The organism is Phormidium tenue FACHB-1050, assembly GCF_014696925.1.
Taxonomy (GTDB): Bacteria; Cyanobacteriota; Cyanobacteriia; order Pseudanabaenales; family Pseudanabaenaceae; genus Pseudanabaena.
Window position 1 is genome coordinate 49,345 of sequence record NZ_JACJQY010000032.1, and the last position, 12,529, is coordinate 61,873.

A 12,529-nucleotide genomic window follows, 5' to 3' on the forward strand; every position below is an offset into this window, starting at 1 on the left:
TTAGGAGACTTCAAGTAAATCTTGCCAACAGGTTGTGTATTTTGGCGATCGCTGTTCAGATTTAGATTTCCAAACTTGAATTACTCCAGTAGTCGCAAATCGCAAAGTATCTCTGCCATATATTTCATTGATCGTATCCATCACGCTCATCAGATTGCGCGATCGCTGCTTTTGCTCATCATTACTAACATCAAAAAGATTTCCTTGAATTTGTTTCTCAGACACAAGCCCTGTCATAATCACACCAGCTTTTTTAAAATTTTGTCCTTGACGATAAACACTTTCCGTTAACTGTGACGCAACACGGGATAGTTCCAGCGTGTAGTTGGTTGATAAATCTAATTCTGCGGTAGCGCTATTAGAGTAGAAATTATCGCGAAAAGGACTAGTTCTCGCAAAAATGGTGATCACACTAGCAGCTTGTTGCTGCCGTCGCAGTTTTTCAGCGGCTCGATGCGTAAAAGAGGCGATCGCTTCCTTTAGTTCAGACAGTTTATTGATCGACTGCGGAAAAGAGCGCGAGACGCAGGTTCCTTTTTTAGGATTGTCTATCAATTCCATTGACAGACAAGATTCTCCCCTTAATTCTCTTTGTAGTTTCACGCCGACAATACCCATCTTGCTCCGAATCAAGCCTTCATGGGCTTCCTTCAAATCTAAAGCTGTAGTTATTCTTCTTTCTTTCAACCAATTCGCATATTTGGAGCCAATACCCCAAAGATCGCCAACATCCACTTGAGATAGAATCTCATCTATAGATGGATAGACACTGAGATCAAAAACTCCTGAACTAGATTGCTTCGCTATGAGATTAGCTAGCTTTGCCAAGGTTTTGGTCGGGGCAATTCCTACGGACACGGGAATTCCTACCCATTGCAGCACTTTTTGACGGATTTCACTGCCATAGGTCGTTAAGTCACGATATCGGAATCCCGACAAATCGATAAATGCTTCATCAATTGAGTAGATTTCCACATCAGGGGCAAAATATGCCAGTGTGGACATGACTCTGCCTGACAGATCGCCGTAGAGACTGTAATTTGAGGAATAAACTTGAATGTTGTAGCGCCTAATCAGTTCATAAATTCGGAATACAGGCACACCCATTTTAATGCCAAGATCCTTAACTTCCTGCGATCGCGCCACTACGCAGCCATCATTATTGGAGAGAACTACTACGGGTTTACCAATGAGTACGGGATTAAATAAACGTTCGCAGGAAACGTAAAAGTTATTGCAATCGACTAGGGCGAATCTTTTTTCGACTTTTTGGTCTAACACAGTGGATGGCATTGGTGACAACTCCCCAAATATGTAGGTCGGAATGTTCGTTAATGAAAATGGTTTGATAGCTTTCGTTTTCAGGGACTAGGGCAATTTCTCCTCTTAAGTAATGCAGGCGTTTGACGGTGATTTCTCCTAGCACTACAGCGATGACAATATCATTGTGAGTAGCTTCAATCGAGCGATCGACGATCAACAAATCGCCATCATGGATATTTGCTCCTGTCATGGAATTCCCTGAAGCTCTCACAAAGAAAGTCGCCGCAGGATGAGTTACTAAATAACTATTGAGATCGAGTTTATGTTCCACATAGTCTTCCGCAGGAGAAGGGAATCCCGCAGGAACAGAACAATTCTGTAATGGCAATTCTAGTTTAGTACTCATATCAGGAAGATGAATATCTCTAACACTTTCGGCAAGCCCACTAACCTGTTCTTTTGTCCATGATCCAATATTTACGACGTTCTTATTAGTTAGCAACTGAATATTGAAAGCAGATGGATCATGTCTACTGCTTTTTAGTTGCCTAAATTTACTTTGATGCGGCTCGTCACTTTCCATAGGCTTGCTTTTTGATTAAAGTACGATATTCAAAACTTTAACACGATCGCTTATGTATAGCAAGATCAAATTAGGACACAAACCCAGAAGAGGAGTTGCGGCGCTTTGCGCCGCAACTCCTCTTCTGGGTTTAATACAAATGGCGATAGCTATACAAAAAAATCAGAGCTTGATTTTTTTGATCTTGACTAAGCAGCTTGAAAAATCATTTGATTAGGTACAGAGACCCAGACCCGAAACTTTTCTGCATCAGGGGTAATCAATACAGCTAAACCCAAATCTAAGTCTTGTCTACAAGCAGCGATCGCCTCATCTAAGCTCTTGTAAGCCCTGTCAGCAACAAAAGTTTTGCCTAAAAAGACAATCCCGCGCTCTCTGCCAGCAAGGGTGATAACTTCAATTGAACGAGTTTCATTTAGCGAGTTGAGAATCATGGCTTTTGGACGGTTAACTTGCGATCTGTAAAGGAATTTTTCTATAGCTATGAGTATCGCTTTCTATAAGTTTTGGGACTGCGATCGCTAATTCTTGTTTCGGTGATGTTATGTGTGGTAATTTGCGATCGATATCACAAAATCCAGAAATTTAGGCTTATGGATAAGATTCCATGTATTAGACCAGTTTCCATTTGCTTATTTCGCAATGGAGACAAAATTCTAGTTTCTACAAGCTTTGAATCGACAAAGCAGGAATATTTTTGCCGTCCATTGGGCGGAGGGATAGAGTTTGGGGAAAGCAGTCAAGAAGCAATGCTGCGCGAAATTAGAGAAGAGCTTGGGCTGGAGTTAGAAAATTTAAAATTGCTTGAGGTGATTGAGAATATATTTATCTACGATGGTAAGCAAGGACATGAAGTTGTATTTGTCTATGATGCTGAATTTGTAGATAAATCTTGTTATGACAAGGAAGCACTAACCTATTATGAAAGTTCCATAACTACGGAACTCACTGCAAAATGGCTGTCCTTAACAGATATGCAGCAGCAGAATATAAAACTAGTTCCAGAAAGTTTAACTAGATTACTATTTGCTTAGAAATAGATAGATTGCAAAATAATCTACCTATTTCTTTGATCACTAAATCGGAATGTTGGGATTTGAACCCAAGACCCCCACTACCCCAAAGTGGTGCGCTACCAAGCTGCGCTACATCCCGTTGCGTTTTTGACGCTTTCCTATCATAGCATAATCATTTGCAAATTTTAACACCTATAGCAATGTAAGTTTTGCTTAGGACATAAAACCCAAAAGATGAGGGGCGGCGCTTCGCGCCGCCCCTCATCTTTTGGGTTTTGATTTTTGTCCGAGCTATCTCTTACGTTGCCATAGCAAAAAATATCAGTAATTCTCATTATGAAACCGATTTAGGTGTTTCCAGCGCCTTCGGCGCTGGAAACACCTAAATCGGTTTTTTGAAATCCTGCCGTCGGCAGGATTTCAAAAAACCGATTTTTATAATTAGAATTGGTATAAAAATATCAGCAATTCTAATTGCAATCTTTTTATACCAATTCACGAAAGTGTTGTAATACTTTCGTGAATTGGTATAAAAAAACAATAGAACCAAAACAAAAAATGGCGTAGCCATTTTTTGTTTTGGTTCTATTGGGCAATACGAATACCCTTAATCACTTCTGCGGCACACATCTTGCCCGAAAGTGTCGCGCCTTCCATACTGTCGATGTAGTCCTGCATCGTGTAGCTTCCCGCGAGGAAAAAATTCTTTACAGGTGTAGCTTGAGTTGGACGGAAGGGATCTTTGCCTGGGGCTTCACGATAGAGCGACTGCGCCAGTTTGACCACACTTGACCAAGTTACATTCAGCTTATTGGAAGAAGGGAAAATCTGATGTACTTGAGCAATCATCTTCTCAACGATCGCTTCATTACTGAGCTTAATATAATCATCCGCAGGGGTAATCACTAATTGCAAGAGAGAGCCTTCGCCTTCTTTGTAATAATCAGTAGGGCTAGTAATTGCCAAATCTGCAAAGGTGGAGAAATCGACTTTAATGGCATAAAGTAAATTATCAATATCTGTCACCCAACCATCAAATCGCAGTTGCACCGTAATTACAGGCACAGCATCGAGCTTATAGATATTGTCGAACTGTGACCATGCTCGCCATTTCTCAGGGATAATCCTTTTTACCCCTGGAACATCGGTGGCACAGATATATACATCGGCATTCACGATTTCTTCACCGTCTTCTTTGCCAATGATCAAACCTGTAACGCGAGTATCTTCGCCTTCACCTTCAAAGAGAACTTCGCGTACACCACGACGTAAATGGAACTTGCCGCCTTTAGATTCAATCAACTTCACAATTGGCTTGTGCAGAAATTCGTCGGGCGCACCTTCGAGCATTCTCAAAATCGAAGCTTCAGTTCTTGATGCAAAGAATTGGAAGATGGTGAGCATACAGCGTGCAGAAATATTTTCGCAGTCGATAAAGCCTAAACCATAGGCGATCGCATCCCACATCAAATCAAGACTCGCCTGTGATCCACCCATGCCCAAAAACCAATCTTTGAAACTGATATTGTCGAGGGCGCGGATTTCCTTCATTGCACCGACATGATCGACTAAGCCGCGAATTAAGGGACTCCGCCCGATCGCGATCGCATTTTGGATTTTGTCCTTGAGTGGCAGCTGTCCTGTGGTTACAAATGCTTTTAGACCATGAAAGGGTGCGCCGCCAAAGTTCCGAAAATCAAGGGCAGCCTGTGCGCCACCGGGATTAACAAAAATATGCGTATGTTCCTTGAGACGTAGATGGTCGAATGCGCCTGTTTTTTTCATCAGTGCAAAGAGGTTGTAGTAGCAGCCAAAAAATACGTGCAAGCCCATCTCGATATGGTTGCCATCTTTGTCTAGCCAACTGCTGACTTTGCCGCCAACAAAGGGACGGGATTCAAAAAGTTCTACCTCGTAGCCTTGCTCACTGAGTTCCACGGCAGTACTCATACCCGCTAAGCCTGCACCAATAATCACTGCTTTCATGTTTATGCTCGACCCTGACCGTCGTTACCTTGTTGTTAAGTTTTGCTTAACATATTGTAATCTTGTTTGGGTCTTTGGGGTATGGCGATCGCCTATCGTTCATCACTTCTTTAGCACTACAGCGTTTATCAGTCTAGTGAAGTAAGGGTTTGTTTTCCCGCCGAAGGCGGGAAAACAAACCCTTACACCTCGTTTGCTTGCAAAGCGCTATACCTAAACTTTAAGCAGTTCTTCTAGTGAAGACAATATTGTCGATAGACTTCACTAGCAGCTCGATGTAATAGAGAATGTCGATATACTAGCGATCGCATGTCTTCGCAATAACCACCACCAATCACACAGGCGACGGGAAAACCTTGAGAGACACAGGTACTCAAAACCTGCATATCGCGCCGATATAGCCCTGCATCAGTGAGAGCAAGTTTGCCTAAGCGATCGCCTATGTGCGGATCGACTCCTGCATCATAAAGAACTAAGTCGGGCTGGAATTCGGTTAATAAATCGGGTAAATGATTAGCAAGAGTGCGTAAGTATTCATCGTCTTCCATTCCTTCACGTAGGGGAACATCGCGATCGCTAATTTGTTTAACAGACGGAAAGTTAATCTGGCAATGCATAGAGAAGGTAAACACATCTGGCTCATCCTGAAAAATTAGAGCTGTGCCATCGCCTTGATGCACATCCAAATCAACGATTAATATTTTCTTGACTAAACCTTCTCTGCGTAAAACTTGGGAAGCGATCGCCAGATCATTAAATATACAAAAACCTGAACCATAGCTAGGAAAGGCATGATGGGTTCCCCCTGCGGTGTTACAGGCTAATCCATGAGCTAAGGCTAATCGTGCGGTTAATAATGTGCCACCAACAGCGATTCTTGTACGATAGGCGAGTTCGGGACTCCAAGGTAATCCAATGCGGCGTTGGGCTTTAGGGTCGAGATTGCCTTGCCAATAAGCATTTACATATTCGCGATCATGGACTAAGGCGATCGCATCTAAGTCTGGTAATTCTGGTCGAAAAAATTGCTCAGGTCGCGCTACACCATCCGTCAGTAACATCTCATACAGCAAGCGAAACTTTTCCATCGGAAAGCGATTGGTATTAGCGATCGGCGCGACGTAATTGGGATGATAGATAAGTGGTAAATCCATGATTACTAACCAAAGGTTAGTCCTAAATGAGTTTCAGCATCAGGGCTAGCCATACTCACTGTCTGTCTCCCTTAGGGATAAGCAGTAAAATAAAGAACCAACTTTTTATGGCACAGTGAAGCTGCGCCACTAAAAATCTGGTTCTTAATTAAATAGTAGAACCCTTATTGTGGATTTTATTTGCCCATATTGCGTTTGAGGCGATCGAGTTCTTCATCCATTTCCCAACGCCGAAAAGTTTCTTCTAACTGATCGTTAGGATCTCGAAAGGGTGGTGTATAAAGGTTATCCCAATTTAAAGGAGTACTAGTTGGCGATTTTGCCTTGGCAGTTTTGGCAGCTTCCGCTATTTTGGCTTGGACTTCCTTCCGCCGTTCTTGGATTTGCACTTGTAGGGCTTGACTATCGATCGCTCTTTTTTTGACCAATTCCATCTGCGCCCAAATTTGATTGCCTTGTCTCAATAAAGCTGCTTCACGTTCTTTTGCCGCACTAGCTAGATCGGGGCGATCAAAGGATTCGGCTTTGACAGTGCGATCATGCCAGACCCGAATTTCTTCGGCAATTTCTAGAATTCGATCTTGGAGTTTTTTCTCTTCTAGTTTCGAGCTAGCAATTAATTTCGTTATTTCTTCTTCTTGTTGACGCAACTTATCTTCGAGGATTTGCAACTCAATCTGTGGGTTATTGCGAATAAACTCCTCTAGGCGGGTCTCTAAAAAGCGAGATATATCCTCTATTAACCCCATATATTTTCCTCAATTGGTTTAGGCGCTTTCCAGAAAAATTGTAACTCAATATCAACATTGGCTTTGATACCAAACCAAAAAGAGAGTGGCGGCGCTTTGCGCCACCACTCTCTTTTTGGTTTGGTTAAAACTTTTGACCAACAAATATAGTTTTAGTTTCTTTACCACGTTTGAGGATGATCTCTTGCTGGCTAACACGGGATAAAATCCAGCCTGTGTTATTGATCGCCTTGCCTAGTCCGATGGATTGCACAGAGCCATTGATATCAATCATGGCAGTAGAGCGATCGCCCAAATCCAGTATTCCAATTAATGTATACGATGGCGCTGGTGCAGCAGCAACTGGACGAGATGCAGCCACAGTATTTGGTTTTGCTGTGGTTGTGGAGTTAGAGACATCAACCGAGTTATTTGCGGTGACAGGTGGCAAGGCTAAAGGAGATGGTGCATTACCACTATTGCTGACGGCTGGTGGTTGATATACAGGCACATACATAGGTTGTTGGATGCCATTAGTAAAAGGATTATTTGCGCCAACAGGTAAGGGCATATTACTGACTAGGGGCGCAGCCATGAGCGGAATATTGCTGCTGATATTGTTGGGATTAGTGGCGATCGCGCGATTTTTATCGGCTACTTCCGATAACATCCGCTTAATTTCTTCGCCAAAGGATTTGTTGGTAGCGGTATCTTTTGATGAAACTTGAGCAACTGTGACTGACTGCCGACCTAACCAAATTCCGTGATTAATTGTCCACATTATGGCGGCAATCAAGGCTGAGCTACAAGCAAACACTAGTAACAGCCGATCAAGCAGGTTATATTTTGGAGCTACTGGTTCGGGTGGTATCGGTGGCAGGTTGCTAGTTGGTTCTGGATTCCGCATGATGTAGGGTTGAATCCAGAGGACATCTTGCTTAGAGATGGGCGGTAAGGCAATATCAGCAACGTTAAGTTTGGTAATGCTAACGGTATCTTTTGATGTTGACATCTCTTTTTCGGAGGTGTCAATTTTGGAAATAGCAACTATGTCTGAGCTTGAGGAGTTTACAGAGGCATAGGGGGCTGATGATTTGCTTTGTTTGGTTTGTGAATTTTTTGATCTAAGCGATCGCTGCTTAGCATAATCGACATGGAGTGTGGATTCGACATCTCCAAATAGATCGTCCATTAAGTTATCAACGTTGTCTGTATAAACATCAACGTCTTGAGTTACATAAAACTGGTTTTTATTATCTGTATTTTGCATCATATGCCGATCCTATTCACTCCATAAGCCATGCACATTTGGTAATACCCAAAGTTGTGCTGTTTTTTACCGCTATCTTAGCCAAATCACAATGCTTTAAATTTGTCTCAGCAAAAATAAGAAAAAATAATACTGGTAAGTGATACCACAAATTGTCGCTAAGCGCCACAAATTTACACGAGATTTCGCAAATCTTTAAGGCAAAAAGGAAAAAGGACACAATGCGTCCTTTTTCCTTTTTGCCTTAAAGATTGATGGCAGCGCTTTGCGCCGCACAAAATCAAAACCAAATAAGAGAATGGCGGCGCGAAGCGCCGCCATTCTCTTATTGTACTAACAGAAAAACCTTAAAAGCTTTGCGAAGCAAAGCTTTTAAGGTTTTTCTTGGTTTGGGTTTGAGCACAAAATGCTGTATCTAGATTCTGACTAGATCAGGATAAATCGTCAGAACTTCATCGTTGGTGAGGGTATAGTCCTCAGACTGGGGTTCCCATAATACTTCGACAGCTAACAGGTTATCCGTAGGCACAGAGCCAATTACAGATAGTGCCGATTGTAAATCTGCGGAAGAACGCAAAGTTGGTAATTTACTTAGAGTTTCTCCAGCAACAGCAAGTAAAAGCGTCACCACAATATATTCGCTAGGATCTTCTAGCCCACTACTACTTTCACTAGGCAATGTTGCCGTAGTTTTGCCTTGGAGTACCCGACCACCGACATTGCTCAAGACTTCAGCATTGAGTTTGCTGCGCTCAGACATCACCAAACTATTAAATTTTTGTTCAGCTAGGGCAAACTTGGTGTTTTCGTTAGCGCTACTTACATAAACCCAATATTCAGGATGACGCATTAAAGCGATCGCTGTTTCACGGGTGACCGTAGCTAAGCCTTCCGATGTTGAGGTGTCCGACTCTAGTGCGAGACGAGTTAACTCTTGTTGCAGCGATCGCGCGGATGAGAGCAGACCTACTTGGATTTTGGCAACACTAACTTTGCTAGCCATGCCAGTAATGCCTTCGCCATTACCATTGCCGCGAAATGCTTGCATGATTGCACCTGCAACAATTACCAACAACAGGATTGTAAATAGCCCACCGCCGCCACCACCAAAAAACATGGGTAGGAAGAAAAATCCACTGCCGCCGCCACCATAGTAGGTGTTGCTGCTGCCGCTATATACCGAATTTGAAGGAGCTGAACGACTTGGGGCTGATTTGAAGGAGCTACCACCAATGCGACCACCTGAGCGTTTGGCAAAGGCTTCGTGGGCATTGCCAAATATGGTCATCGCAACTAAGGAAATCGCTAGTAGCGATCGCGTCCAGACTTTGACGTGAGTTTTAACTTTTTTCATAAATTCTGGGCTAAAAAACTTCATAGACAAAAAGGCTATTTCTCAAAGAATTGCTATAGATGTTCTATATCAATTCTAACCTAGTCAAGATCTGCTACAGCCATAGTCACTTATGTTAAGCGAAATCAAAACCCGAATAGTGGGAGGCGGCGCTTCGCGCCGCCTCCCACTATTCGGGTTTTATGTCCTAACAAGGTTTGCGACAAATATAAACGGGTTTCCGCACCTGCCACGCCATTAACCATCGGTTTTAGTTGCTAACCAATCCATTACCCGATCGCCTAGAGACACACCATCAAGGCGATCAATTTCGCGCACACCTGTGGGACTGGTGACATTGACTTCAGTTAGGTAGCCGCCGATAACATCGATACCCACAAACATTAAGCCATCACGCTTTAGGGTTGGTGCAAGTTGAGTGCATATTTCCCGTTCGCGATCGGTAATATTGACCTGAACTGCATTGCCACCTGCTGCCATATTGCCACGAAATTCTCCTGTTTGGGGAACGCGATTAACTGCGCCAATTGGTTCCCCATCTAACAAGATAATCCGCTTGTCACCCTTCTGTGCGTCAGGTAGATATTCCTGCACCATCACGGGAGTTTTGCCAATATTAGTGCTGATTTCGATAAGGGAGTTGAGATTGCGATCGCCTACTTCTAAAAACAAAATCCCCTCACCACCTTTGCCGCCCAATGGTTTCATCACTGCTTTGCCCTCAGTCGCTACAAAGTCACGAATTGTCCCTTTATCAGCCGTCACAATTGTTTTGGGAATTGCCTTGGTAAATTGCAGTGCGTACATTTTCTCGTTAGCAGCACGAATGCCTTGGGGAGAGTTAAGAACTGTAGTTTTGCTAGCATCCACATAATCGAGAATATAGGTGGCATAGAGATATTCTGTGGTGACGGGTGGATCGGGACGCATCCACACAAATTGCATAGCTTCTAATGGTTGAAATTTGCCCTCGGCAACTTCATACCAAGGATTTGGGACTTGCCATTTACCATCAACTAGTGGCACAGGATGAATTTTAGTAGGTTGTAAAAAAGCCCAAGCCTTGCCATCCTTGACACTGAGCGTATTCATATTAGTGATAAATACTTCATACCCCTTGCGACAAGCTGCTTCCATCAGAGCAATGCTAGTGTCATGGGCGGGATCGAGTTTCGCGATCGGATCAATAATAAAGGCAAGTTTCATGGGATTTTATTGATTTTTAGAGCTTTTAACACTCAATCTATCAGTTTTATAGCAATGCAAGAAAATCAAAACCCAAAAGATTAAGTGGTGGCGCTTCGCGCCACCACTTATCTTTTGGGTTTTATTCATCAATAGTAACTGTGGAAACTAGTCGTAATAATTGGGGGATTTCATCTGCTTCAGGCGCAAATTCTAACTGAGTTTCACGGATGGGTAAATATCCTGACTCCGCAAAGGAGAGTAACATTCTCTGCAAGGCAATCCATACTTCTGATTCAAATTCCCAGTCATAGCGAGAGTTTGCCCGACCTGCGATCGATCGCAAGGCCCAAAAGTAACTATTACGGACGATAGAACCTTGTTTGTTATACTTCGGCACATCATCTCGATGAATAAATAGAACTTCGTTCTCAATCTTAACTCGCATACTCTAGACTTGCCTAAACATTTATTTGCAAAATTCTTTCCAGTCTTGATGTACTTGCTGGCTATACACCTTAGCATATTCCATTAGTTCTGTTTTCCACTTGGTTTTACTTGCAAAATCAATTAACTGATCAGCGATCGCTGAGCCTTGTCGTCCACTAGTTCGCAAATGTGACCAAGCCACGATCTGCCCTAGCGATCGCATTAACTGCTCAGATTTTGACAACTTATCATCCCATTTCTCAATCTTCAAATGATCAGTGGGACTTTGTGTAGACTGAAGTTCTCGCAATACAAATGAATCTTTGCCAATAGTCACAGAATGTAAAAAAGCAGTTGGCATAGCCTGAAATCGCTTCTGAATGGAAACAATGCGATCAGCTTCACTTTGCCATTTTGGTTGTTCCCAAATAATATAGGGATTCAGCGAAGAAGGAAGAGATTTTTTAAGATCGAGCAGATAATTACCATCGGGTGAGCCTTTACCTTCTACTAGCAAAACGTAGCGCTCAATCCCTAAACTGCCTTTACCCGCAATGCGTTGGGCAACATCTAATAATTTAAAAAATTGAGGATTAGGTTGTTGAGCTGCAAAGGATTCTATAAATTTGGTTACCTTCTCCCTTTGTTGATTAGAAATTGATTTTGCTTTTTTGTTGTCGATTTTTAGCGATCGCCTTTGTTTATCCTTATCTAAAACTGTACGCTCATCAAGAAGTTCCTTACGCTGGACGTGAGTTTTGCGAGAAAGCATCGCTTCAATTACTGAAGGAGCCATATCTGCACCCATCCAATAGGCTTTACCCTCCGCGATCGCCTGAGTGTAAGCATTGAGAAATTGCTGACAGAGACTTTCGGCAACTGATGGCTTAACGGCAAAGGTTTCTGAAGCCACAAAAATACTGGTCAATAACCGCACAATTTCCCAAGTACATGGTGCTAGTACGGCTTCATCAAAATCATTGACATCAAAATAAACATGACGATTATCCGCTTTGTAATTGCCAAAATTTTCAACATGAAGATCTCCACAAATCCAGACCAGAGGAGCTTTTTTTAACCAAGATTTAATTGGCAAGTCTTCATAAAACAGATGACAGGTAGCTCGAAAAAAGACAAAGGGATTTTCTTTGTCTGCACGCATCGCCGCATATTTGTCCTTAAGCAATTCAGGATCTCGTGGTTGGCTGAGATTAAAACGCTGAATGCGATCGCGAATATTTCGATTTGCCATAAACATCCCCAAATTAATGTAGTCAACACGAAGTGTTGACTACATTAATTTAACCCCAGTTTGGGTTAATTTCAAACTGGCTCCTAGAAAGGGTTCACAGCGCAAACTCTCTCTAGGAGCAAAAAAGTAAAAGCCTCGCTTTGCGAGGCTTTTACTTTTTTGATTTTAAAATTTTGGAGCTTATAGCAATGTAAGTTTTGCTTAGGACCTTAGTACAGGACAAAAAGTTGCAAAAGTAGGCAGGAAGGGGTTTTATAAAAGATAACCACATCACAAATAAAACCCCTATGAAAGAGATTAACCTATTTC

General features: G+C 42.5%; 12 protein-coding genes and 1 tRNA gene. 1 reads left to right on the forward strand and 12 read right to left on the reverse strand.

What is annotated here, in order from left to right; genetic code table 11:
• The 3 genes from H6G05_RS17555 to H6G05_RS17565 form a co-directional block, all read right to left on the reverse strand.
• Complete coding sequence (locus H6G05_RS17555) at positions 1-1,293, reverse strand: Y-family DNA polymerase (protein WP_190579832.1); 1,293 nt, start codon at positions 1,291-1,293, stop codon at positions 1-3.
• Positions 1,232-1,846, reverse strand: coding sequence for a LexA family protein (locus tag H6G05_RS17560; RefSeq protein WP_242025606.1), 615 nt, complete (start codon positions 1,844-1,846; stop codon positions 1,232-1,234). Before H6G05_RS17560 ends, H6G05_RS17555 begins: the two co-directional genes overlap by 62 nt.
• A 188-nt stretch (positions 1,847-2,034) precedes the next feature.
• On the reverse strand, positions 2,035-2,280 hold the full coding sequence (locus H6G05_RS17565; protein WP_190579834.1) for a hypothetical protein: 246 nt from the start codon (positions 2,278-2,280) through the stop codon (positions 2,035-2,037).
• A 159-nt stretch (positions 2,281-2,439) separates the two neighbouring features.
• On the opposite strand from H6G05_RS17565, the gene H6G05_RS17570 reads away from it, so the two are divergent.
• Positions 2,440-2,880 (forward strand): NUDIX domain-containing protein, encoded by a 441-nt coding sequence (locus H6G05_RS17570; RefSeq protein WP_190579836.1) that lies wholly within the window; start codon positions 2,440-2,442, stop codon positions 2,878-2,880.
• Between the two features lie 47 nt (positions 2,881-2,927).
• On the opposite strand, the gene H6G05_RS17575 is transcribed toward H6G05_RS17570, so the two are convergent.
• From H6G05_RS17575 to H6G05_RS17615, 9 genes are all read right to left on the reverse strand, one after another.
• Positions 2,928-3,001: transfer RNA gene (locus tag H6G05_RS17575), tRNA-Pro, on the reverse strand.
• A 446-nt stretch (positions 3,002-3,447) separates the two neighbouring features.
• Positions 3,448-4,848: a 9,9'-di-cis-zeta-carotene desaturase gene (gene zds, locus H6G05_RS17580; RefSeq protein WP_190579839.1), complete on the reverse strand. Its 1,401-nt coding sequence runs from the start codon at positions 4,846-4,848 to the stop codon at positions 3,448-3,450.
• A gap of 233 nt (positions 4,849-5,081) precedes the next feature.
• A complete protein-coding gene (locus H6G05_RS17585) occupies positions 5,082-6,002 on the reverse strand; it encodes a histone deacetylase family protein (protein WP_190579841.1) in 921 nt (306 codons plus the stop codon).
• A gap of 176 nt (positions 6,003-6,178) precedes the next feature.
• The gene (locus H6G05_RS17590; protein WP_190579843.1) at positions 6,179-6,751 is read right to left on the reverse strand and encodes a TIGR04376 family protein; all 573 of its coding nucleotides are present in this window, start codon (positions 6,749-6,751) and stop codon (positions 6,179-6,181) included.
• A 124-nt stretch (positions 6,752-6,875) separates the two neighbouring features.
• Positions 6,876-8,003: a hypothetical protein gene (locus H6G05_RS17595; protein WP_190579845.1), complete on the reverse strand. Its 1,128-nt coding sequence runs from the start codon at positions 8,001-8,003 to the stop codon at positions 6,876-6,878.
• 412 nt (positions 8,004-8,415) lie between these two features.
• Positions 8,416-9,354: a DUF1517 domain-containing protein gene (locus tag H6G05_RS17600; RefSeq protein ID WP_242025608.1), complete on the reverse strand. Its 939-nt coding sequence runs from the start codon at positions 9,352-9,354 to the stop codon at positions 8,416-8,418.
• Between the two features lie 237 nt (positions 9,355-9,591).
• Positions 9,592-10,560 carry a glutathione synthase gene (gshB, locus tag H6G05_RS17605; protein ID WP_190579848.1) on the reverse strand — a complete coding sequence of 323 codons (969 nt, stop codon included), beginning with the start codon at positions 10,558-10,560 and terminating at the stop codon, positions 9,592-9,594.
• Between the two features lie 121 nt (positions 10,561-10,681).
• Positions 10,682-10,987 (reverse strand): hypothetical protein, encoded by a 306-nt coding sequence (locus H6G05_RS17610; RefSeq protein ID WP_190579850.1) that lies wholly within the window; start codon positions 10,985-10,987, stop codon positions 10,682-10,684.
• A 21-nt stretch (positions 10,988-11,008) separates the two neighbouring features.
• A complete protein-coding gene (locus H6G05_RS17615; RefSeq protein WP_190579852.1) occupies positions 11,009-12,220 on the reverse strand; it encodes a DUF2252 domain-containing protein in 1,212 nt (403 codons plus the stop codon).
• Positions 12,221-12,529: the final 309 nt, after the last annotated feature.

What these genes read in the sequence shown, in the direction of transcription:
- H6G05_RS17555 (WP_190579832.1), bottom strand. Translation starts at nt 1,293, where the DNA reads ATGCCATCCACTGTGTTAGACCAAAAAGTCGAAAAAAGATTCGCCCTA.
- H6G05_RS17560 (WP_242025606.1), bottom strand. Translation starts at nt 1,846, where the DNA reads ATGGAAAGTGACGAGCCGCATCAAAGTAAATTTAGGCAACTAAAAAGC.
- H6G05_RS17565 (WP_190579834.1), bottom strand. Translation starts at nt 2,280, where the DNA reads ATGATTCTCAACTCGCTAAATGAAACTCGTTCAATTGAAGTTATCACC.
- H6G05_RS17570 (WP_190579836.1), top strand. Translation starts at nt 2,440, where the DNA reads ATGGATAAGATTCCATGTATTAGACCAGTTTCCATTTGCTTATTTCGC.
- zds (WP_190579839.1), bottom strand. Translation starts at nt 4,848, where the DNA reads ATGAAAGCAGTGATTATTGGTGCAGGCTTAGCGGGTATGAGTACTGCC.
- H6G05_RS17585 (WP_190579841.1), bottom strand. Translation starts at nt 6,002, where the DNA reads ATGGATTTACCACTTATCTATCATCCCAATTACGTCGCGCCGATCGCT.
- H6G05_RS17590 (WP_190579843.1), bottom strand. Translation starts at nt 6,751, where the DNA reads ATGGGGTTAATAGAGGATATATCTCGCTTTTTAGAGACCCGCCTAGAG.
- H6G05_RS17595 (WP_190579845.1), bottom strand. Translation starts at nt 8,003, where the DNA reads ATGATGCAAAATACAGATAATAAAAACCAGTTTTATGTAACTCAAGAC.
- H6G05_RS17600 (WP_242025608.1), bottom strand. Translation starts at nt 9,354, where the DNA reads ATGAAAAAAGTTAAAACTCACGTCAAAGTCTGGACGCGATCGCTACTA.
- gshB (WP_190579848.1), bottom strand. Translation starts at nt 10,560, where the DNA reads ATGAAACTTGCCTTTATTATTGATCCGATCGCGAAACTCGATCCCGCC.
- H6G05_RS17610 (WP_190579850.1), bottom strand. Translation starts at nt 10,987, where the DNA reads ATGCGAGTTAAGATTGAGAACGAAGTTCTATTTATTCATCGAGATGAT.
- H6G05_RS17615 (WP_190579852.1), bottom strand. Translation starts at nt 12,220, where the DNA reads ATGGCAAATCGAAATATTCGCGATCGCATTCAGCGTTTTAATCTCAGC.